Origin of the sequence: Nocardioides kongjuensis (assembly GCF_013409625.1) — a bacterium.
GTDB lineage: Bacteria > Actinomycetota > Actinomycetes > Propionibacteriales > Nocardioidaceae > Nocardioides > Nocardioides kongjuensis.
The window spans coordinates 1,573,124-1,593,147 of record NZ_JACCBF010000001.1; the positions used below are offsets into that span (position 1 = coordinate 1,573,124).

Genomic DNA, 20,024 nt, shown 5'->3' on the forward strand with positions numbered 1-20,024 from the left:
TCTAGAACATGTTTCACTTTTGAGCAGAACATGTTTCACTTTGGGTCATGAGCCGCACCCTCTCGGCGCCGGTCACCGTCGCCTTCGACTACACCCGATCGACCGGCCCCGTCGTCGGTCGCTTCCTCTCCGGACTGCGTGACGGAGTGGTCGTGGGCGGACGGACCTCGACCGGCCAGGTCGTCGTCCCCCCGCTCGAGTTCGACCCCGTCACCCACGAGGCGACGACCGAGTTCGTGGAGGTCTCCTCCGTCGGCACGGTCACGTCCTGGACGTGGGTTCCCGAGCCGGTGAAGGACCAGCCGTTCGACCGGCCCTTCGCGTTCGCGCTGGTCACCCTCGACGGGGCCGACGTGCCGCTCCTGCACGCGCTCGACGTCGCGTCGCCCGACGAGGTGACGACCGGCATGCGGGTGCGGGTGCGCTGGGCCGCGGAGCGGGTCGGCCACATCAACGACATCGCCTGCTTCGAGCCGCTGGCGCCCGGCGAGGCCGGGTCGGCCGTCGCGGCCACCACCAGTGACGCGCCGGTGACCGGTGTCGTCACCCCGGTCTCGCTCGACTACAAGTACGCCGCCTCTCCCGAGGAGTCGCTGTTCTACCGCGGCCTCAACGAGGGCCGGATCATGGGCCAGCGCTGCCCGACCTGCCAGAAGGTCTACGTCCCGCCGCGCAGCGCCTGCCCGTCCGACGGCACGCCGACCGTGGAGGAGGTCGAGCTCTCGCAGACCGGCACCATCACCACGTTCTGCGTCGTCAACGTGCCCTTCCTCGGCCAGAAGATCACCCCGCCGTACGTCTCTGCGTACGTCCTCCTCGACGGCGCCGACATCGCGCTGCTGCACCTGATCCTCGGCGTCCCCGCCGAGGAGGTCCGGATGGGCATGCGGGTCAAGGCGGTCTGGAAGCCGAAGGACGAGTGGGCGTACTCCCTGGAGAACATCGACCACTTCGCGCCGACCGGCGACCCCGACGCCGACTTCGACACCTACAAGCACCACCTCTGAGACGGGAGACAACGACAGATGCGTGACGTCGCCGTCGTCGGGTTCGCCCAGCGACAGATGCCTGAGTTCGACGGGTCCCCGACCTGCGTCGAGCTCCTCGTGCCGGTGTTCAAGGAGCTCTACGAGCAGACCGGCTGGACCCGCAAGGACGTCGGGTTCTGGTGCTCCGGCTCCTCCGACTACCTCGCCGGCCGTTCCTTCTCGTTCGTCCAGGCCGTCGACGCGATCGGCGTGATCCCGCCGGTCAACGAGTCGCACGTGGAGATGGACCTCGCCTGGGCCATGTACGAGGCCTGGCTCAAGATCCAGACGGGCGAGGTCGACACCGCCCTCGTCTACGCCTTCGGCAAGAGCTCGGCCGGCGTGCTGCGCCGCACGCTCGCCCTCCAGCTCGAGCCCTACACGATGACCCCCCTGTGGCCGGACACCGTGTCGTTGGCCGGCCTCCAGGCCCGCGCGGGCATCGACGCCGGCCTCTGGGACGAGCGGGCCATGGCCGAGGTCGCCAACCGCTCGCTCACCGACGCGGAGAAGAACGAGCACGCCATTCGCAAGGGTGGCTCGTCGGTCGAGGAGCTGCTCGCGCGGCCCATGTACGCCGACCCGCTGCGCAAGCACGACTGCTCACCCGTCACCGACGGCGTCGCGGCCCTCGTGCTCGCCGCGGGCGACCGGGCCCGCGAGGTCCGCGAGCGTCCCGCCTGGCTCACCGGCATCTCCCACTACATCGACCCGATGGGCATGGGCGTGCGCGACCTGACCCGGTCGCCGTCGGCGCAGCGCGCCGGCGCCGCCCTGGACCTCGACGGCGTCGAGGTCGCGGAGCTGCACGCGCCGTTCAGCCACCAGGAGCTCATCCTCCGCGCTGAGCTCGGGCTCGGCGACGACGTCGCCATCAACCCCTCGGGCGGCGCGCTCGCGAGCAACCCGATGTTCTCCGGTGGAGGCATCCGCGTCGGCGAGGCAGCGACGCGGATCTGGTCCGGCGAGGCCGACAAGGCCCTCGCCCACGCGACCAGCGGTCCCGCCCTGCAGCAGAACCTCGTCTGCACCCTGGAAGGAAGCATCTGATGGGCAAGCAGCCTGCAGCGATCATCGGCGTCGGCCAGACGCACCACCGTGCCAAGCGCGAGGACGTCTCCATGGCAGGTCTGTGCCGCGAGGCCATCGACCGCGCGCTCCTCGACGCCAACATGACGCTCGACGACATCGACGCGATCGTCGTCGGCAAGGCGCCGGACCTGTTCGAGGGCGTGATGATGCCCGAGCTGTTCCTCGCCGAGGCCCTCGGTGCGGCGGGCAAGCCGCTGCTGCGCGTCCACACGGCCGGCTCGGTGGGCGGCTCGACCGCCATCGTGGCGTCGTCGCTGGTGCAGGCCGGCGTCCACAAGCGGGTGCTCACCGTGGCCTACGAGAAGCAGTCCGAGTCGAACGCGATGTGGGCGCTCTCGGTGCCGCTCCCGTTCAACATGCCCGTCCACGCCGGTGCCGGCGGCTACTTCGCGCCGCACGTGCGCTCCTACATCCGCCGCTCGCAGGCGCCCACCCACGTGGGCGCGATCGTCGCGGCCAAGGACCGCCACAACGCGCTGAGGAACCCCTACGCGCACCTCCACAACGAGGGCACCACCGTCGAGTCGGTGCTGGCGTCGCAGATGCTCTGGGACCCGATCCGGTACGACGAGACCTGCCCGTCGAGCGACGGAGCCTGCGCACTGGTCATCGTCGACGAGGACACCGCCACGTCCTCGCCGAACCCGGCCTGGATCCACGGGACGGTGATGCGGTCGGAGGCGACCACCGCCGCCGAGCGCGACCAGGTCAACCCGCAGGCCGGTCGCGACGCCGCGGCCGCGCTGTGGAAGCAGGCCGGCATCACCTCGCCGATCGACGAGATCGACGCGGCGGAGATCTACGTGCCGTTCTCCTGGTTCGAGCCGATGTGGCTGGAGAACCTCGGCTTCGCCGCCGAGGGCGAGGGCTGGAAGCTGACCGAGGCGGGCGAGACCGCCATGGGCGGCCGGATCCCGGTCAACTGCTCGGGCGGCGTGCTCTCCTCCAACCCGATCGGCGCCTCGGGCATGCTCCGCTTCGGCGAGGCCGCCCTCCAGGTCCGCGGTGCGGCCGGCGAGCACCAGGTCGACGGCGCACGCAAGGCCCTCGGCCACGCGTACGGCGGCGGCTCGCAGTTCTTCGCGATGTGGGTCGTCGGCGCGGACAAGCCGACCAGCTGAGGCGTTTCGCGGAGGGCGGGCGCGGCTAGGTTCACGACGTGAGCGACCCGCCGTACCCGCCTCCCGCGCCGCCTCCCCCGCCCCCGGGGCCTCCCTGGCCCCCCGCACCGGCGCCGCGGCGCTCCTCGCGGCGCACGGTCATCGTGCTGGTCGCCGTCGTGGCGACCGTGGTCCTCGGCATGGTCGCCACGATGGTGTGGCTCGGCTTCGCGTTCCTGCGCTACCTCGGCGACTGGTTCGACACCGTCGACCCGCCCGCCCCGAGTGCCCGGGTCGGCGCGTGGTTCACCACCGACGACGGGGACCTGCGGATCAAGGTCACCTCACTGGAGTGCCACGCCGACGACGCCGCCGACGACGAGTACGGCGGCGACGGCGAACTCGCGTGCACCTTCGCCTTCGACGTGGAGAACCGGAGCGACCGCGTCGTCTCCCTCAACGACATCACCGTCAAGTCCGTCGTCGACGGGGCCTGGAGTGGCGCCGACGTCGCCGACCCGGCGTCGGAGCCGCGCTACGGCAGCATCCAGCTCGAGGCCGGAGCCAGGAAGTCGCTGACCGGCAGCGTCTCCCCCGGCACCGGCCACCTCGACGGGATCGTCTTCGACGCGGACGACGCGTCCAGCCACAGCGCGGTCGTCGTGGATGCCGGGGACGCCTCCTCCCCTCAGTAGGCTGAGCGCTGTGATCGAGCTGCGCACCCCCACCCAGATCGAGCAGATGCGTCCCGCCGGGCGCTTCGTGGCCTCGGTGATCCAGGCCCTCTCCGAGAAGGCCGCGGTCGGCGTCAACCTGCTCGAGCTCGACGCCCTGGCGCACCAGATGATCAAGGACGCCGGTGCGGAGTCGTGCTACATCGACTACCACCCGTCCTTCGGCGCCAGCCCGTTCGGCAAGGTGCTGTGCACGTCGGTCAACGACGCGGTGCTGCACGGCCTGCCCCACGACTACACGCTGCAGGACGGCGACCTGCTCTCGGTCGACTTCGCCGCGTCGGTCGACGGCTGGGTCTCCGACTCGGCGCTCTCGGTCGTCGTCGGCACGCCGCGCGAGGAGGACCTCCGGCTGATCGAGGTCACCGAGAAGGCCCTCACCGCCGGCATCGCCGCCGCCCGCGCCGGCAACCGCCTCGGCGACATCTCCGCCGCCATCGGCGACGTCGCCCACGCGGCCGGTCTCAAGGTCAACCTGCAGTTCGGCGGCCACGGCGTCGGCCGGACCATGCACGGCGAGCCGCACGTCGCCAACGACGGTCGCCCCGGCCGCGGCATCAAGCTCCGCCCCGGACTCGTCATCGCGATCGAGCCGTGGTTCCTGCACACCACCGACGAGATCGTGTTCGACCCCGACGGCTGGACCATCCGCAGCGCCGACGGCTCGCGCGGCGCCCACGCCGAGCACACCGTCGCCATCACCTCCGGCGACCCGCTGGTGCTCACCGCCCGCGACTGACCGCCGCGACTGACCGCCTCCCTTCGGGGTACCGCCTGCCCCACGATCCGAGCGGTCGGGGAGGTGGCATGGAACGGCGTACCGTCGGCGTCGAGGAGGAGCTGCTCCTCGTCGACCCGGAGACCCGGGCGACGACGCCGCGTGCCGAGCAGGCGCTGCGGTACGCCGCGGAGCACGCCCCCGAGAGCGCCGACGAGCTCGACCACGAGCTGTTCGCGCACCAGCTCGAGACGCGCACGCCCCCGGTCCGCGACGCTGCGGACCTGCGCGGGCACTTGGTCCGGCTCCGGGCCCTCGCCGACCGGGCCGCCGCGGCGGCGGGGGCGCGGACCGCGGCCACGGGCGCCGTGCCGCTGCAGGGCGGACCTCCCCGCACCACCCGTGACGACCGCTACCTCGCCATGGTCGCGACGTTCGGGGAGATCGCCCGCCCGGGAGGCACCTGCGGGCAGCACGTGCACGTGCAGGTCGACTCCGACGAGCAGGGCGTGCGCGCCATCGACGCGATCACGCCGTGGCTGCCGGTGCTGCTGGCGATCAGCGCGAACTCGCCGTACTTCCACGGCCGCGACACCCGCTACGCGTCCTGGCGCGCCGAGGCCTGGGCCCACTGGCCCAGCGCCTGCTCCACCCAGCGGTTCGGCTCGGCGGCGGCGTACCACGCCCTGAGCCGGGCACTCGTCGCCTCGGGCGCCGCGATGGACGACGGGATGCTCTACTTCGACGCCCGGCTCTCGGCCCACCAGCCCACGGTGGAGGTGCGGATCGGTGACGTGTGCACCGATCCCGACGACGCGGTCCTGGTGGCGGTGCTGGCCCGCGCGCTGGTCTGCCTCGAGATCGACGGGGACGGGCTGCCGAGCGGTTGCTGGCGAGCCGAGCTGTTGCGCGCAGCCCGGTGGCGCGCCGCGCGGTACGGCCTGACCGAGCGGCTGCTCGACCCGGTGACGGGCGACCTGGCCCCGGCACGGGACGTGCTCGGCCACCTGGTCACGACGGTCGCCGAGCTGCTGACGGCGTACGGCGACGCCGAGGTCGTGCGGACGGGCGTGCCGCGCGTCCTGGCGGAGGGCGGCGCGAGCCGGCAGCGGGCCAGCTACGAGCGCAGCGGCGGCAGCATGCCGGCGGTGGTCGACGACCTGGTCAGCCGGACGAACTCGGGCTGACCAGGTCGGGGGGGTCAGTGGCTGATGCCCCAGATGAAGCCGAAGATGCCGCAGGCGACGCCGAGCCCGACGATCAGCCACAGCGAGATCCAGGCCAGGGAGTGCATCCCGTGCTGGTAGTGGTTCTCGGAGAAACCGGGGAACTGCTCGGCGTTGATCTCACTCATCGCGTCGTCCTTCTGATGATCGGCGTCCTGCACGGAGAAACGCTACTGCATCGGCACCATCAGCGATCCTCGGTCTTCTCGACGACGGCGAAGGCCGCGTCGAGGTCGACGTCCCACTCGACGCCGTTGCCGTCACGGACGTCGGCCTCGTAGGCGACGCCCGGGTCGTCGCTCGCGCCGACCTCGAGGACGGTGCCGCCACCGACGGCGTCCAGCACCGCCTTCTCGACCGATGCCCGCTCCTCGGCGCCGAGCACCCGGTCGTCCGCGTCGTGGCCCACGACGCGGAGATCGGCGTCGAGCGTGACGTCGACCTCCGTGCCGTCGGGTCGGCGCACCTCGACCTCGTAGGCCTCGCCGGCGTCGTCGCTCGTCTCGACCGACACGGCGTCGCCGCCCCCGGCGGCCTTCTCGGCTGCAGCGGCAACCCGATCGCGCTCTCCGCCACCGACCTCGTCGTCTCCGGAAGCCGCCCACACGGTGCCACCGACGGCCAGGGCGGCCACGGCGACGACGGTGGGGACGAGGAGGCGCTTGCTGCGCAGTGCGGTGTTCATGGATGGGTTCCTTGTCTCTCGGAGGGGATCGTTCGCGCCGACCCTCGCACCCGTCCGCTGAACCCTCGCTGAACCCTCCTGAAGAGGCCTTCAGCCCGGCAGGCGTACGACAAAGCGCGCGCCCCCCAGCGGCGACGAGTCCAGCTCCACCGAGCCGCCGTGGGTGGCCACCACCTCACGCACGATGGCCAGCCCGAGGCCGCTGCCGCCGGCGTCGCGGCTGCGGGCGTCGTCGAGGCGGCGGAACCGCTCGAAGACCCGCTCGCGCTCGGCCACGGGCACGCCGGGGCCGTCGTCCTCGACCGTCAGCACGACGCCGTCCGGCTGCTGCCGGACCCCGACCACCACCCGCCGATCGGCGTGCCGGACGGCGTTGTCGAGGAGGTTGCGCACGACCTGCGCCAGCGCCACGGCGTCACCGTGGACGCGGCCGGGACCGACGCCCGTGGTGTCGATCTCGGCGGACGGCTCGACGCCGCGGCGGGTGTGGAGCAGGACGAGGTCGTCGACGTCGACGTCGGTCCGCTGCAGCCCCGGCGCGCCCTCGCCGGCCCGGGCGAGCACGAGCAGCTGGTCGACGAGGACCTGCATCCGCAACGCCTCCTCCCCCACGGTGGCCGCGAGCTCGCCCTCGGGAAGGGCGCCGGGGTGGGCCTGCGCGACCTCGGCGGCCTGGCGCAGGCTGGCCACCGGGGAGCGCAGCTCGTGGCTGGCGTCGGCGACGAACTGCTGCTGGCGGTCACTGGCCGCCTGCAGCCGGCCGAGCATCTGGTTCATGGTCCGGGCCAGCCGGCCGATCTCGTCCTTGCCCGCCGGGACCGGCACGCGGCGCTCGAGGCTGGACCCGCTGATCCGCTCGACCTCGGTGCGGATCCGCTCGACGGGGCGCAGCGCACGCCCGACGACCAGCCAGGTCGTCGCGGCCACGACCAGCAACAGCAGCGGGACCCCGACGAGGAGCGGGACCGCCAGGGCTGCGGTCGTCTCGTCGAGGTCCTCCAGCGAGACTGCGACAGTGACGACCCCGTCGGCTGCCGTGTCCTCGGTGACGACCAGGTAGCGGTGCTCGCCACCGCGCAGGGCGACCGTCTCGCCGTCGGCCGGCGGGATGCTGCCGCTCAGCGACCTCGACGCCGCGAGGACCTGCCCGTCCGCGCCCGAGACCTGCCAGACCACGTCGTCGGGCTCGTCGTCGGGCTCGTCGTCGGGCTCGCCCGGCGCGGGGAGGCGTCCGGCGTCGACCTGGGCCACGAGGTCGCCCGCGCGGTGCTCGGCCGTGGTCTCGGCCGCATCTCGCAACGACGAGCGCACCGCCAGGACCAGGAGCACGGCGGCGACGACGAGCGCCACCGCCACGACGAGGACGGCCGCGAGCGTCGTACGCGACCGCACGTCAGCCTCCGTCGCTCGCGAGCCGGTAGCCGGCACCGCGGAGGGTCTCGATGGCCTCGCGGCCGAAGGGCCGGTCCACCTTGTTGCGCAGGTGGCGCACGTAGACCTCGACGATGTTGGGGTCGCCCTCGAAGTCGCCGTCCCAGACCGCGTCGAGGATCTGGCGCTTCGAGACGACGTCACCGCGGTGACGGGCGAGGAAGGCGAGGACCGAGAACTCGCGCGCGGTCAGCGAGATCTCGACGTCCCCGCGATGCACCCGGCGAGCCGCCGGGTCGACGACCAGGTCGCCGACCTCCAGCGTCGTCGGGCGCTCCCGGGCGCCGCGGCGGGCGACCGCCCGGAGCCGGGCGACGAGGACGGGGAACGAGAACGGCTTGGTCAGGTAGTCGTCGGCCCCGGTGTCGAGGCCCTCGACCTGGTCCCACTCGCCGTCCTTCGCGGTCAGCATCAGGATGGGGGTCCAGTTGCCCTCCTCGCGCAGGGTCCGGCACACCTGGTAGCCGTTGATGCCGGGCAGCATCAGGTCGAGCACGATCGCGTCGTACCCGTTCTCACGGGCCAGCCACAGCCCGTCGGTCCCGTCGTGCGCGAGGTCGACCGCGAAGCCCTCGGCGTCCAGTCCGACCTGCAGCGTACGAGCGAGCCGTCGCTCGTCGTCGACGACCAGGACACGCATGCGACCTCCGGGAAGACGTTCAGGGTGGCCCCATTCTCACGGAGCCACCCTGAACCTGCGCTGAAGAGGCGCGCTACTTGGTGTTGTAGTTGACCTGCATCTCCTTGATGGCGTTGAGCCATCCCGAGCGGAGGCGTCGCGGCTTGCCCGCGAGCTCGATGTCGGGCGCGAGGTCGGCGATCGCGTTGAAGATCAGGTTGATCTGCAGGCGAGCCAGGTTGGCGCCGAGGCAGTAGTGCGCTCCGTGACCGCCGAAGGCGACGTGCGGGTTGTGCTCGCGCAGGATGTTGAAGGTGAACGGGTCCTCGAAGACGGTCTCGTCGAAGTTCGCGGAGGCGTAGAACATCGCCACCCGGTCGCCCTTCTTGATCGCCTGCCCGGCCAGCTCGGTGTCCTTCTTGGCGGTGCGCTGGAAGACGGTGACGGGGGTCGCCCAGCGGACGATCTCGTCGATGGCGGTCTCCGGGCGCTCCTTCTTCCACAGCTCCCACTGGTCGGGGTGCTCGAAGAAGGCGTGCATGCCGTGGCTGGTGGCGTTGCGCGTCGTCTCGTTGCCGGCGACGGTCAGCAGGATCACGAAGAACCCGAACTCGTCGTTGGTCAGTGCGCCGTGGTCGTCGTCGGCGCCGACGCTGATGAGCTTGGTGACGATGTCGTCCTGCGGGTTCGCCCGACGCTCGTTGGCGAGCTGGTCGAAGTAGACCAGGATCTCCATCGACGCGACCGCGGGGTCGGCGCCGATGTCGGGGTCGTCGTAGCCCATCATCTGGTTGGACCACTCGAAGAGCTTCTTGCGGTCCTCCTGGGGCACCCCGAGGAAGTCCGCGATCGCCTGCAGCGGCAGCTCGGCGGCGATGTCCTCGACGAAGTCGCCGGAGCCCTTGGCCACGGCGCCGGCGACGATCTCGCGGGCCCGCTCCTCGAGGACGGTCTTGAGGGCGGCGATCACCCGGGGGGTGAAGCCGCGGGAGACGATGCCGCGCATCTGGGTGTGGTCCGGCGGGTCGTGGTGGATGAGCATCGCGCGCTGGACCTCGACCTGGTCACGGGTCATGTCCGGGGCGAACCGGATGATGACGCCGTTCTCCATGGCCGACCAGTTCTCGTTGTCCTTGGAGACCTGCCGGACCTCGGCGTGCCGGGTCAGCGCCCAGTAGCCCGTGTCGAGGAAGCCGGCCCGCGCCTCGGGGACCTGCTCGATCCAGCGGATCGGCTCGTTGGTCCGCAACGCACGGAACTCGTCGTGCGGCAGGGCCACTTCGTTGATGTCGGGATCCGTGGGATCCCATCCCTCCGGAATGAGGAGCTCGGTCACGCGACGAACCTTTCGCTACTTGACGACCATGGGGGTGGAACACGTTCTAAGGGCCACCGTACAAAGCATCGCGGCAATACGAAAGGGTTTCGTGAAATCACTTTTCTCGTGGCGCAGCCCCCACCGGGACGACTACTAGAACGTGTTCTACCTTGGTGCTACCGTGCGGGCATGGGCAACCCTGTGATCGTCGAAGCAGTCCGCACCCCCCTGGGCAAGCGCAAGGGCTGGCTGGCCGGCCTGCACCCGGCCCAGACCCTGGGCTTCATCCAGGCCGAGGTGCTCCGCCGCGCCGGGGTCGACCCGGCGCTCGTCGAGCAGGTGATCGGCGGCTGCGTCACCCAGGCCGGCGAGCAGTCCAACGACATGGTGCGTCGGGCCTGGCTCTACGCCGGCCTTCCGCAGGCCACGGCCGGCACCGCGCTCGACGCCCAGTGCGGCTCGGGCCAGCAGGCCACCCACCTGGTCAACGACATGGTCGCCGCCGGCACCATCGACGTCGGCATCGCCTGCGGTGTCGAGATGATGTCGCGCATCCCGCTCGGCGCCAACGTCCCGTCGGGCATGGGCGACCCGCGTCCCGACGACTGGTCGATCGACATGCCGAACCAGTTCGAGGCCGCCGACCGGATCGCGAAGAACCGGGGCATCACCCGCGCCGACCTCGAGGCGCTCGGACTCGCCTCCCAGGCCAAGGCCCGGGTCGCCGTCGACGAGGGTCGGTTCAAGCGCGAGATCGCCGCGATCGAGGCGCCCGTGCTCGACGACGAGGGGAGGCCGACTGGCGAGACCCGTCTCGTCGACGCCGACCAGGGCCTGCGCGAGACCACCGCCGAGGGCCTGGCGAACCTCCGCACCGTCCTCGAGGGCGGCCTGCACACGGCCGGGACGTCCTCGCAGATCTCCGACGGCGCCGCGGCACTGCTCATCATGGACGAGGACAAGGCCCGCGCCCTGGGCCTGACCCCGCGGGCCCGGATCAAGGCCCAGTGCCTGGTCGGCTCGGACCCCTACTACCACCTCGACGGCCCGATCGACGCCACGCAGCGACTGCTCGACAGGACCGGCATGTCGATCGGCGACTTCGACCTGTTCGAGGTCAACGAGGCCTTCGCCTCGGTCGTGCTGTCGTGGGCCGGCGTCCACGGCGTCGACATGGACAAGGTCAACGTCAATGGAGGCGCGATCGCGCTCGGCCACCCGGTCGGCGCCACCGGCGTGCGGCTGATCACCACCGCGCTGCACGAGCTGGAGCGGCGCGACCAGAGCACCGCGCTCATCTCGATGTGCGCCGGCGGTGCGATGGCGACCGGCACCATCATCGAGCGGGTCTGACCGGGCCGCGCTGGCCCGGGTCACACCCCCCCGGTCCCTCGGGTCAGCGCCGGCCGCGCTTCTCGCGCGGCTGCACCTTGATCTCGATCGGCGTGCCGACGAAGCCGAACTCCTCGCGCAGTCGGCGCTCGATGAACCGCTCGTAGCCCTGGTCGAGCTTGCCGGTGGTGAACAGCTTGAACACCGGCGGCGCGCTCTGCACCTGGCTGCCGAACAGGATGCGCGGCTGCTTGCCGCCGCGCACCGGGTGCGGGTGCTCGGCGACGATCCGGCCGAGGAAGGCGTTGAGCGCGCCGGTGGAGATGCGGGTCTCCCAGCCCTCGATGGCCCGGTCCAGGGCGGGGACCAGCCGGTCGATGTGCCACCCGGTCTTCGCGGTGATGTTGATCCGCGGCGCCCACTGGACCTGCACGAGGTCGCGGTCGATCTCGCGGTCGAGGTAGTAGCGGCGCTCGGCGTCGACGAGGTCCCACTTGTTGAAGGCGATCACGAGCGCCTTGCCGGCCTCGCGGACCTCCTGCAGGATCCGCATGTCCTGCTCGGCGATCGACTCGTTGCCGGCGAGCACGAGGACGCACACCTCGGCACGCTCGATCGCGGTCGAGGTGCGCAGCCAGGCGTAGTACTCGTGGCCGGAGGCCTCCTTGACCCGCTTGCGGATGCCGGCGGTGTCGATGAAGCGCCACTCGCGGCCGCCGAGCTCGACCAGCTCGTCGACCGGGTCGACCGTCGTACCGGCGACGTTGTCGACGACGACCCGCTCCTCGCCGGCGAGCTTGTTGAGCAGCGAGGACTTGCCGACGTTGGGGCGTCCGACGATGGCGATCCGGCGCGGGCCGCCGAGCTCCTCCTCGACCCGGTCCGGCGCCTCCGGCAGCACCTCGAGCACGGCGTCGAGCAGGTCCCCCGAGCCGCGCCCGTGGAGGGCGGAGACCGCGAACGGCTCGCCGAGACCGAGGTTCCACAGCCCGTGGGCCTCGGCCTCGGCCCGCTCGTCGTCGACCTTGTTGGCAGCCAGGACGACCGGCTTGCCGGACTTGCGCAGCACCCGGACGACGGCCTCGTCGGCGTCGGTGATGCCGACCGACGCGTCCACCACGAAGAGCACCGCGTCGGCGAGGGTCACGGCGACCTCGGCCTGCACCTTGATCCGCTCGGCCATGCCGCGCGCATCGGGGTCCCAGCCGCCGGTGTCGACGAGCGTGAAGGCCCGTCCGGCCCACTCGGCGTCGTAGGACACACGGTCGCGGGTCACACCGGGGATGTCCTCGACGACGGCCTCGCGGCGGCCGAGGATCCGGTTCACCAGGGTCGACTTGCCGACGTTCGGGCGGCCGACGACGGCCAGCACCGGGACCACCCCGGTCGGGGTGTCTTCACTCATCACGTTCTCCTTGCGGGAGCGGTCCGGGCAGGCGCCGCCCCGTCTCGTCCAGGGCTTCGGCCAGCTGCTGCTGCAGGTGGGAGCGCAACGCGGCCGAGGTCAGACGGACATTCTCCCGCGTCCGGGGCCACGGAGCCGCATCGACGGCGTACGGCTCCCCCACGACCAGGTCGATCCGGGCCCCCTTGCGAGGCAGCGAGCTGCTCGATCCGCCGGGTTCCCGCGACCCCAGGAAGGTCAGCGGCACGACGGGTGCCCCCGTCACGAGCGCCAGGTACGCCGCCCCGCCGTGGAACCGCTCGAGGTCCCCCGGCCCCCGCGTGCCCTCCGGGAACACGCCCACCGCATGCCCCTCGCGCAGCACCCGCAGCGCGATCCGCACGGCAGCGGGGTCGGTGTGGTCGCGGTCCAGCGGGATCTGCCCCGACGCCCGCAAGAACGGCCCGAGCGGCCCGGAGAACATCTCGACCTTGGTCAGCGCGTGCACCGGCCGCGGCGCGAAGATCGCCATCAGCGGACCGTCGATGAGCCCGATGTGGTTGCCCGCGACCACCGCCGCGCCGTGGGCCGGGAACCGCTCGGGGTGGTGCACCCGGACGTCGTACCGGCGGCGGATCAGCCAGCGCGACGTACGCCGTCCGCGGACGAGCAGACCACGCGCGGGCATCGCGACCGCGTCGCTGCGCGGGCGCTGGGTGTGCGCGCTCACACGCGCTCCCGCGCTCACACGCGCTCCATCACCAGGCCCACCACGACGTCGACGACCTCGTCGAGGGTCAGCTCGGTCGAGTCCACGTGGACCGCGCCGTCGGCCATGGTCAGCGGCGCGACCGCCCGGCCGGAGTCGATCTTGTCGCGGGCGAGCAGGGATTCCTGGGTGGCGGCGACGTCGGCGCCACCGTTCTCCAGGGCGCGCCGCGCGGCGCGCGCCGCCGGGTCTGCGGTCAGGTAGACCTTGACCTCGGCCTGCGGCCACACCACGGAGCCGATGTCGCGGCCCTCGACGACGATGCCGCCACGGGGCCCGTCAGCAGGGGCGATCAGCTCGCGCTGGAGCTCGACGAGCCGGGTGCGGACCTCGGGGACGGCACTGACGGGCGAGACCGCACCGTTGACCTCGTCGCTGCGGATCTCGACGGAGACGTCGCGGCCGTCGACCGTGATGGTGGGCGCGAGCGGGTCGGTCCCCGAGACGAGCACGGGCTCGCCGGCGCGCGCGGCGACCGCCGCCGCGTCGTGCACGTCGATGCCCCGGTCGAGCATCCACCACGTGATGGCGCGGTACTGCGCACCGGTGTCGAGGTAGCGCAGCCCGAGCCGGTCGGCGACCGCACGGCAGGTGCTGGACTTGCCCGAGCCGGAGGTTCCGTCAACAGCGACAACGACATTCACCGGCACGTTCACGGCCCGCACCTTACCGGTGGGTCACCCAGCCCCTCGACTCCAGAGCGGCCCGCAGCTCCTCCGCACGACCCACCACCACGTCCAGCTCGACCTGACCCACGGGGCGGCCGGGGTCGTGGTCGATCCGCACGTCCTCGATGTTGACGCCGCTGTCGCCGGCATCCGAGAACAGCCGCGCGAGCCCGCCGGGCTGGTCGGGGAGCGCCACCCGGACGGCCTCCATCGGGACCGGCGCCGCACCGTGCTTGCCCGGGATGGCGCGGGTTCCGGCCTGTCCGTAGGCCAGCAGCGACTCCAGGCCGACCCGGTCACCGCCGGCGACCGCCTCCAGCGCGAGGTCGAGCCGGTCGCGGACCTCGGCCAGCAGGGCGGCGACCGCGGTGGCGTTGCCACTGATGATCTGGCTGTACAGGTGCGGGTCGCCGCCGGCGACCCGCGTGACATCGCGCACACCGGTGCCCGACAGGGCGAGGTGATCGGCCGACGCACCGGCCAGGGTGCCGGCGACGAGGGAGGCCATCAGGTGCGGGACGTGCGACGTGCGCGCCACGGCACGGTCGTGCTCGACCGGGCTGAGGTGCACCGGCACCGCGCCACACACCAGCGCCAGCGCCTCGACCACACGGGTGGCCGACGAGGTGGCGTCCGGCCCGGGGGTGATCGCCCACGGGCGGCCGTCGAAGAGCTCGGCGTTGGCCGAGAGCGGCCCCGAGTGCTCGGTGCCGGCCATCGGGTGGCTGCCGACGTACCTGCTGACCGCCGGGTGTCCGGACACCGCGGCCAGCGGCCCCGCCTTGACGCTGCCGACGTCGGTGACGACCGTGTCCGGCCCGACGCTGTCGAGGACCTGGTTGATCACGGTGCCGAGTGCGTCCGGGGGTACGGCGACCACGACCAGCTGCGGGACGTCCTCCGCCGTGCGTGCCCGGCCGGCGCCGAGCCCGGTCGCGGTACGCACGTGGTCGGACGTGGTGTCGGTCAGCAGCACCTCGAGCCCCGCGCGGCGGCAGGCCAGCGCGATCGAGGTGCCGATCAGGCCGGTCCCGACGATCTCGACCGGGCCCGTGAGCAGACTCGTCAGACTCGTCTCAGACACGCACGACAGGTTAGGGGATCAGGCTCGGTCCTCGGCGCCGGGCTGGTAGGACCCGAAGGACCAGTGGTTGCCCTCGGGGTCCCGCACGCTGCCACCACGGCCGCCGTAGTCCTGGTCGACCATCGGGCGCTCCACGCTCGCGCCGGCCGCGACCGCCGCGTCGAAGACCGCGTCGGGGTCGTCGGTGACGAGGTAGACGGCGGCGCTGCCCGCGGGCTGGAGCGGGGCGTCGGGCCGCACGGCGCCGAACATGATCCCGCCACCGCCGGGCCACAGCCACTCGGCGTGGACCACGGTGCCGCGCTCGTCGCGGTGGCTGGCGTGCTCGACGAAGCCGATCGCCCGCAGCCACGAGGTCATCGTCCCGGTGTCGCGGAACTGCATCGCGGCCCAGAGGCGGACTGTTGCTGCGGAGCGTGCTGTCGTTGTCATGCCTGCGAGCCTGCTCCCCCGTCGTCCCCGTGGTCTTGGACGAACGGGAACTCCTCGCGCAGCCAGGTCGTCGGCGTGCAGCCGGCCAGCGCGGTCCACTCGCGGGTCAGGTGCGCCTGGTCGGCGTACCCGCAGGTGGCCGCGACCTCGGCCAGCGGTCGCCGCCCCAGGACCTGCCGCGTCGTCTCCAGCCGCGCGACCCGCTGGAACGCCTTGGGCGCCAACCCGCACTCGGCCCGGACCAGCGTCCCGAGCCGGCGCCGGCTGTAGCCGACCTCATCGGCCACGTCCGCCACCCGCGCACCCGCGGTGAGCAGGGCGAGGGCGTGCGCCACCTCCGCCTGCGGCGCCGGGTCTCCCCCGCGCGCGGCCAGAGCGGCGAGGGTCCGGTCGACCAGACCGACCCGCGCCGACCAGGACCCGAGCGTGTGCAGCCGCTCCGGCAGCTGCCGCAGCGCCGGGGGTACGGCGGCCTCGTCGAGGTCGGTCAACGCCCCGGACAGGTCCGCGGCCGGACGCCCGAGCAGCACCCGGACGCCCTCAACGCTCAGCGCCAGCTGCACGCCGCGTTGCGAGCCGTCGTGGTGGATGGCCGCCGGCTCGGTGTGCAGCCCCGACAGCGAGGCCCAGGCCGCGTGCATCGTCGCCGGCCGACCCGCCCACGACACCCGCAACGGGTCGTCGAGCGGGAGGACAAGGGTGATCGTCGTCGACGGCAGTCCGCGGTGGACGCCGGGCGCGCCGAAGTCGACGTCGTACGGGATCCGTGCGACGACATACCTCCGCAGGGCGGCGGGGACCGGTGGGACCGGAATCACCCGACCACGGTAGGTCTAGAGACCGACCAGCTCCAGCAGCTGGCCGAGCTCGTCGTCGGACAGCTCCCGCAGCCTCCCGCCAGCCAGCGTGCCGAGCTCGATCGGCCCGAACTTCGTCCGGCTCAGCTGGCGCACCGGGTGCCCGACCTGGTCGAGCAGGCGGCGCACGATCCGGTTGCGGCCCTCGTGGATGACCAGCTCGATGATCGACTTGTCGGCCGACGTGTCGATCACGCGCGCGCGGCGTACCTCCACCGGGCCGTCGTCCAGCGTCACGCCGGCGAGCAGCTCGGCGACGGTGCCCTTGCTGAGCCGGCCGGCGACCTCGGCGACGTAGGTCTTCTCGACCTCGAACGACGGGTGCGCCATCCGGTGCGCGAAGTCACCGTCGTTGGTCAGCAGCAGCAGGCCCGAGGTGTCGGTGTCGAGCCGACCCACGTGGAAGAGCCGCTCCGGGCGGTCGGCCACCAGGTCCGAGAGGGTACGACGCCCCTGCGGGTCGGACATCGTCGACACGACACCACGCGGCTTGTTGAGCACGAGGTAGACGTGGTCGGAGATCGGGGGCAGCCGCTTGCCGGACACCTTGATCACCGCGGTCCGCGGGTCGACCTTGGTGCCGAGCCGGGTGACGACCTCGCCGTCCACCTCGACCTCGCCCTCGAGCATCAGCTCCTCGCAGCGGCGACGCGAGGCGACGCCGGACTGGGCCAGCAGCTTCTGCAGGCGGATCTGGCCGTCGTCGTCGACGGCGATCTCACGCGTCATCGCCGGCCTCCTCCACGCTGTCCACGCTCTCCTCGACCGGCTCGGCCACGCTCTCGCGCAGCTCCTCCTCGACCTCGGCGAGGTCGGGCAGGTGCGGTGCCAGGTCGGGCAGCTCGTCGAGCGAGACGATGCCGATACGTTCCAGGAAGTAGGTCGTCGTCCGGTACAAGGTGGCGCCATGCTCGCCGTCGCGGCCGGCCTCCTCGACCAGGCCGCGGCTGAGCAGGGTCCGCATCACGCCGTCGACGTTGACGCCACGCACCGCCGACACCCGGGCCCGGGACACCGGCTGCTGGTAGGCGACCACGGCGAGCGTCTCCAGGGCGGCCTGGGTGAGCCGGGCCTGCTGGCCCTCGAGCACGAACGCCTCGACGACGGGAGCGAGCTCCTCGCGGGTGTAGTAGCGCCAGCCACCCGCGACGTTGCGCAGCTCGAAGCCGCGGCCCTGCTCGTCGTACTCGGCGGCGAGGGCACCGAGCGCCTCGACCACCTCCGCCTCGGGGTAGCGGACCGCGGTCGCCAGCGCCACCGCGTCGAGCGGCTGGTCGGCGACCATCAAGATCGCCTCGAGCGCGGGCCGCAGCTCGGCCAGCGGCTCGGTGGCGGTCTCGGCTGAGGTCTCGCCGATCGGCTCGACCTCGTCGCTGTGTTCACTCATCAGCGGGATCCTCCTCCGCGGGCGGGTCGTCGTCGGGGGTCTCCCCGGCCGGCGCCGCCCCGTCGAACTCGTCGGTGATCAGGTCCTCCACGTCGACCTCGTCGTCGCCGGTCCAGCGGACCGTCAACTCGCCCAGCGGGGTGACCTGGTCGAAGGCGATCGCGCCCTCGCGGAACAGCTCGAGCAGGGACAGGAAGCGCGCCACCGTGGTCAGCGTGTCCGGCGAGTCACCGCACAGTGCCCGGAAGGTCAGCGTCCCGCTGCGTCGCAGCCGGTCGACGACGATCGCGGCCTGCTCGCGCACGCTCACGGTCGGGGCGTGGATGTGGTGCAGGGTCAGCTGCAGCTCGGGCTTGGGCGTCATCGCCCTGGCCGCCAGGGCCGCGAACGCATCGAGGCCGATCCCGATCAGCACCTCGGGCAGCAGGCCGGCGTAGCGCTCCTCCAGGCCGACCGCCCGCGGGTAGCGGCGCGACTCGGCCTGCAGCCGCGCGTCGAGGACCGCCGCGACCTGCTTGTAGGCCTTGTACTGCAGCAGCCGCGCGAACAGCAGGTCGCGGGCCTCCAGCAGCGCGAGGTCCTCCTCGTCCTCCACGTCGCCGGCCGGCAGCAGCCGGGCGGCCTTGAGGTCGAGGAGGGTCGCCGCGACCAGCAGGAAGGACGTCGTCTCCTCGAGCGCGTCGTCCGGGAGCCGCTTGATGTGCGCGATGAACTCGTCGGTGACCTTCGAGAGCGCGATCTCCGTGACGTCGAGCTTGTGCTTGGAGATGAGGCTCAGCAGCAGGTCGAACGGGCCCTCGAAGTTCGCCAGGTGCACGTCGAAGCCGCCGTGCTGCTCCTCCGGCTCGCCCGCCTCGACCTCGCTCACGCCTGCATCATGACTCACGCAGGCGCCTGACCAGCGCGGAGCCCTCCCCCTCGGCCTCGAGCTCGCCCAGGACCAGGTGCAGCGCCTCGCGGACCAGACGACCGCGGTCGACCGCCATGCCGTGCTCACCGCGCAGCGTGAGCCGGGCCTTCTCCAGCTCCATCAGCTCCGCCGAGGAGACGTAGACCGTGATCTTCTCCTCGTGGCGGACCCGGCCGGTCGGTCCCTTCTGCGGCTTCTGGGCTACAACGGCCGGCGGGTCGGGAACGGCACGGACGGCAGGCCCGGACGACTCGGCGGTCGGCCGGAACAGGTCGTCCGCGGCCGGCATGCTCACACGTCGAGACAACGGACCGCCACCTCCTTCGCGAGCTGGCGGTACGCCTCCGCCCCGCTGGATCCGGAGGCGTACGACGTGATCGGCTCGCCCGCGACGGTGGAGTCGGAGAACTTCACGGTGCGGCGGATGACGGTGTGGAACACCTTGTCGCCCCACGCCTGGACGAGCCGCTCGAGCACCTCGCGGCCGTGCAGGGTGCGGCCGTCGTACATGGTGCCGAGGACGCCGTCGACCTCGAGGCCGGGATTGAGCCGCTGCTTGACCTTGTCGATGGTGGCCTTGAGCAGCGCGACGCCGCGCAGCGCGAAGTACTCGCACTCCAGCGGCACGATCACGCCGTCGGAGGCGGTGAGCGCGTTGACCGTCAGCAGACCGAGCGAGGGCTGGCAGTCGATGAGGATGACGTCGTACTCCTCGATCGCCGGGGCGAGCACGCGCTGCAGCGTCTGCTCGCGGGCCACCTCGTGCACCAGCTGCACCTCGGCGGCCGACAGGTCGATGTTGGAGGGCAGCAGGTCCATGCCGGGCACGCCGGAGGGCACGACGACCTCGTCGAGCGTGGCCTCGGGGTCCATGAGCAGGTTGTAGACCGTGCTCTCCATCTCGTGGGGGTTGAGGCCGAGGCCGACCGACAGCGAGCCCTGCGGGTCGAAGTCGACGAGCAGCACCTTGCGGCCGTACTCGGCCAGGGCCGCCCCCAGGTTGATGGTCGTCGTGGTCTTGCCGACGCCGCCCTTCTGGTTGCACATCGAGATCACCCGCGCGTGGCCGTGCGCGGTGACCGGCTTCGGGTCGGGCAGCACCGGCATCGGGCGCCCGGTCGGGCCCATCTCGCCGGACTGCGTCTGCACCGAGGCCGGCTCGGGAGCGTTGCGGTCCGGCAGCGGGAACTGCAGCGTCATCGCGTCCTCGCTCACGGCTGCGTCCTCCGTGCCGAGCGGTACGTCGCTGC

The 20,024-nt window shown here is 72.2% G+C and carries 23 protein-coding genes; 7 read left to right on the top strand and 16 right to left on the bottom strand.

The annotated features are described in order from the left end of the window. Positions 1–47 precede the first annotated feature (47 nt). The 6 genes from BJ958_RS07610 (at position 48) to BJ958_RS07635 (ending at position 5,859) form a co-directional block, all read left to right on the top strand. On the top strand, positions 48–1,007 hold the full coding sequence (locus BJ958_RS07610; RefSeq protein ID WP_179726290.1) for a Zn-ribbon domain-containing OB-fold protein: 960 nt from the start codon (positions 48–50) through the stop codon (positions 1,005–1,007). An 18-nt stretch (positions 1,008–1,025) separates the two neighbouring features. Further along, entirely contained in the window at positions 1,026–2,078 is a 1,053-nt protein-coding gene (locus BJ958_RS07615; RefSeq protein ID WP_179726291.1) for a thiolase domain-containing protein, read from the top strand. Beyond that, positions 2,078–3,241 (top strand): thiolase domain-containing protein, encoded by a 1,164-nt coding sequence (locus BJ958_RS07620; protein ID WP_179726292.1) that lies wholly within the window; start codon positions 2,078–2,080, stop codon positions 3,239–3,241. Before BJ958_RS07615 ends, BJ958_RS07620 begins: the two co-directional genes overlap by 1 nt. Before the next feature lie 38 nt (positions 3,242–3,279). Next, positions 3,280–3,915 carry a hypothetical protein gene (locus BJ958_RS07625; protein ID WP_179726293.1) on the top strand — a complete coding sequence of 212 codons (636 nt, stop codon included), beginning with the start codon at positions 3,280–3,282 and terminating at the stop codon, positions 3,913–3,915. A 10-nt stretch (positions 3,916–3,925) separates the two neighbouring features. After that, a complete protein-coding gene (gene map, locus BJ958_RS07630) occupies positions 3,926–4,693 on the top strand; it encodes a type I methionyl aminopeptidase (RefSeq protein WP_179726294.1) in 768 nt (255 codons plus the stop codon). 68 nt (positions 4,694–4,761) lie between these two features. Then, positions 4,762–5,859, top strand: coding sequence for a carboxylate-amine ligase (locus tag BJ958_RS07635; RefSeq protein ID WP_179726295.1), 1,098 nt, complete (start codon positions 4,762–4,764; stop codon positions 5,857–5,859). A gap of 14 nt (positions 5,860–5,873) precedes the next feature. Here the strand turns inward: BJ958_RS07635 and BJ958_RS07640 are convergent, their stop codons facing one another. The 5 genes from BJ958_RS07640 to BJ958_RS07660 form a co-directional block, all read right to left on the bottom strand. After that, positions 5,874–6,026: a hypothetical protein gene (locus BJ958_RS07640; protein ID WP_179726296.1), complete on the bottom strand. Its 153-nt coding sequence runs from the start codon at positions 6,024–6,026 to the stop codon at positions 5,874–5,876. Positions 6,027–6,085: 59 nt separating this feature from the next. Next, the gene (locus tag BJ958_RS07645) at positions 6,086–6,583 is read right to left on the bottom strand and encodes a PepSY domain-containing protein (protein WP_179726297.1); all 498 of its coding nucleotides are present in this window, start codon (positions 6,581–6,583) and stop codon (positions 6,086–6,088) included. Between the two features lie 90 nt (positions 6,584–6,673). Further along, positions 6,674–8,011 carry a sensor histidine kinase gene (locus tag BJ958_RS28970; protein ID WP_425489752.1) on the bottom strand — a complete coding sequence of 446 codons (1,338 nt, stop codon included), beginning with the start codon at positions 8,009–8,011 and terminating at the stop codon, positions 6,674–6,676. After that, a complete protein-coding gene (locus BJ958_RS07655) occupies positions 7,977–8,654 on the bottom strand; it encodes a response regulator transcription factor (protein ID WP_179726299.1) in 678 nt (225 codons plus the stop codon). The genes BJ958_RS28970 and BJ958_RS07655 overlap by 35 nt, the downstream gene beginning before the upstream one ends. A gap of 73 nt (positions 8,655–8,727) precedes the next feature. Then, positions 8,728–9,969 (bottom strand): cytochrome P450, encoded by a 1,242-nt coding sequence (locus BJ958_RS07660; protein WP_179726300.1) that lies wholly within the window; start codon positions 9,967–9,969, stop codon positions 8,728–8,730. A gap of 171 nt (positions 9,970–10,140) precedes the next feature. Here BJ958_RS07660 and BJ958_RS07665 point away from each other — a divergent pair, with 171 nt between their 5' ends. Next, positions 10,141–11,304 (top strand): steroid 3-ketoacyl-CoA thiolase, encoded by a 1,164-nt coding sequence (locus BJ958_RS07665; protein WP_179726301.1) that lies wholly within the window; start codon positions 10,141–10,143, stop codon positions 11,302–11,304. A 43-nt stretch (positions 11,305–11,347) separates the two neighbouring features. Here BJ958_RS07665 and der read toward each other — a convergent pair whose 3' ends face one another. From der to BJ958_RS07720, 11 genes are read right to left on the bottom strand one after another with little or no spacing between them, the layout of a single operon-like run. After that, on the bottom strand, positions 11,348–12,688 hold the full coding sequence (gene der, locus BJ958_RS07670; protein ID WP_179726302.1) for a ribosome biogenesis GTPase Der: 1,341 nt from the start codon (positions 12,686–12,688) through the stop codon (positions 11,348–11,350). Next, positions 12,681–13,397 (bottom strand): lysophospholipid acyltransferase family protein, encoded by a 717-nt coding sequence (locus BJ958_RS07675; RefSeq protein ID WP_343052604.1) that lies wholly within the window; start codon positions 13,395–13,397, stop codon positions 12,681–12,683. Before BJ958_RS07675 ends, der begins: the two co-directional genes overlap by 8 nt. Before the next feature lie 14 nt (positions 13,398–13,411). Further along, positions 13,412–14,092, bottom strand: a complete 681-nt coding sequence (gene cmk, locus BJ958_RS07680; RefSeq protein ID WP_273517700.1) for a (d)CMP kinase — start codon at positions 14,090–14,092, stop codon at positions 13,412–13,414. A 10-nt stretch (positions 14,093–14,102) separates the two neighbouring features. Beyond that, positions 14,103–15,188, bottom strand: coding sequence for a prephenate dehydrogenase (locus tag BJ958_RS07685; RefSeq protein ID WP_343052605.1), 1,086 nt, complete (start codon positions 15,186–15,188; stop codon positions 14,103–14,105). A gap of 18 nt (positions 15,189–15,206) precedes the next feature. Next, positions 15,207–15,620, bottom strand: a complete 414-nt coding sequence (locus BJ958_RS07690; RefSeq protein WP_179726304.1) for a VOC family protein — start codon at positions 15,618–15,620, stop codon at positions 15,207–15,209. Further along, positions 15,617–16,438: a helix-turn-helix domain-containing protein gene (locus BJ958_RS07695; RefSeq protein WP_343052606.1), complete on the bottom strand. Its 822-nt coding sequence runs from the start codon at positions 16,436–16,438 to the stop codon at positions 15,617–15,619. Before BJ958_RS07695 ends, BJ958_RS07690 begins: the two co-directional genes overlap by 4 nt. A gap of 15 nt (positions 16,439–16,453) precedes the next feature. After that, on the bottom strand, positions 16,454–17,206 hold the full coding sequence (locus tag BJ958_RS07700; protein WP_179726305.1) for a pseudouridine synthase: 753 nt from the start codon (positions 17,204–17,206) through the stop codon (positions 16,454–16,456). Beyond that, positions 17,196–17,864, bottom strand: coding sequence for an SMC-Scp complex subunit ScpB (gene scpB, locus BJ958_RS07705; protein ID WP_179726306.1), 669 nt, complete (start codon positions 17,862–17,864; stop codon positions 17,196–17,198). Before scpB ends, BJ958_RS07700 begins: the two co-directional genes overlap by 11 nt. Continuing rightward, positions 17,857–18,732, bottom strand: a complete 876-nt coding sequence (locus BJ958_RS07710) for a segregation and condensation protein A (protein WP_343052607.1) — start codon at positions 18,730–18,732, stop codon at positions 17,857–17,859. Before BJ958_RS07710 ends, scpB begins: the two co-directional genes overlap by 8 nt. Positions 18,733–18,739: 7 nt before the next feature. Further along, entirely contained in the window at positions 18,740–19,063 is a 324-nt protein-coding gene (locus tag BJ958_RS07715) for a hypothetical protein (protein ID WP_379144227.1), read from the bottom strand. Positions 19,064–19,065: 2 nt separating this feature from the next. Further along, complete coding sequence (locus tag BJ958_RS07720) at positions 19,066–19,902, bottom strand: ParA family protein (protein ID WP_246319335.1); 837 nt, start codon at positions 19,900–19,902, stop codon at positions 19,066–19,068. Between the last annotated feature and the right edge of the window lie 122 nt (positions 19,903–20,024).

What these genes read in the sequence shown, in the direction of transcription:
- BJ958_RS07610 (WP_179726290.1), top strand. Translation starts at nt 48, where the DNA reads ATGAGCCGCACCCTCTCGGCGCCGGTCACCGTCGCCTTCGACTACACC.
- BJ958_RS07615 (WP_179726291.1), top strand. Translation starts at nt 1,026, where the DNA reads ATGCGTGACGTCGCCGTCGTCGGGTTCGCCCAGCGACAGATGCCTGAG.
- BJ958_RS07620 (WP_179726292.1), top strand. Translation starts at nt 2,078, where the DNA reads ATGGGCAAGCAGCCTGCAGCGATCATCGGCGTCGGCCAGACGCACCAC.
- BJ958_RS07635 (WP_179726295.1), top strand. Translation starts at nt 4,762, where the DNA reads ATGGAACGGCGTACCGTCGGCGTCGAGGAGGAGCTGCTCCTCGTCGAC.
- BJ958_RS07640 (WP_179726296.1), bottom strand. Translation starts at nt 6,026, where the DNA reads ATGAGTGAGATCAACGCCGAGCAGTTCCCCGGTTTCTCCGAGAACCAC.
- BJ958_RS07645 (WP_179726297.1), bottom strand. Translation starts at nt 6,583, where the DNA reads ATGAACACCGCACTGCGCAGCAAGCGCCTCCTCGTCCCCACCGTCGTC.
- BJ958_RS07655 (WP_179726299.1), bottom strand. Translation starts at nt 8,654, where the DNA reads ATGCGTGTCCTGGTCGTCGACGACGAGCGACGGCTCGCTCGTACGCTG.
- BJ958_RS07665 (WP_179726301.1), top strand. Translation starts at nt 10,141, where the DNA reads ATGGGCAACCCTGTGATCGTCGAAGCAGTCCGCACCCCCCTGGGCAAG.
- der (WP_179726302.1), bottom strand. Translation starts at nt 12,688, where the DNA reads ATGAGTGAAGACACCCCGACCGGGGTGGTCCCGGTGCTGGCCGTCGTC.
- BJ958_RS07690 (WP_179726304.1), bottom strand. Translation starts at nt 15,620, where the DNA reads ATGACAACGACAGCACGCTCCGCAGCAACAGTCCGCCTCTGGGCCGCG.
- BJ958_RS07700 (WP_179726305.1), bottom strand. Translation starts at nt 17,206, where the DNA reads ATGACGCGTGAGATCGCCGTCGACGACGACGGCCAGATCCGCCTGCAG.
- scpB (WP_179726306.1), bottom strand. Translation starts at nt 17,864, where the DNA reads ATGAGTGAACACAGCGACGAGGTCGAGCCGATCGGCGAGACCTCAGCC.
- BJ958_RS07715 (WP_379144227.1), bottom strand. Translation starts at nt 19,063, where the DNA reads ATGCCGGCCGCGGACGACCTGTTCCGGCCGACCGCCGAGTCGTCCGGG.
- BJ958_RS07720 (WP_246319335.1), bottom strand. Translation starts at nt 19,902, where the DNA reads ATGGGCCCGACCGGGCGCCCGATGCCGGTGCTGCCCGACCCGAAGCCG.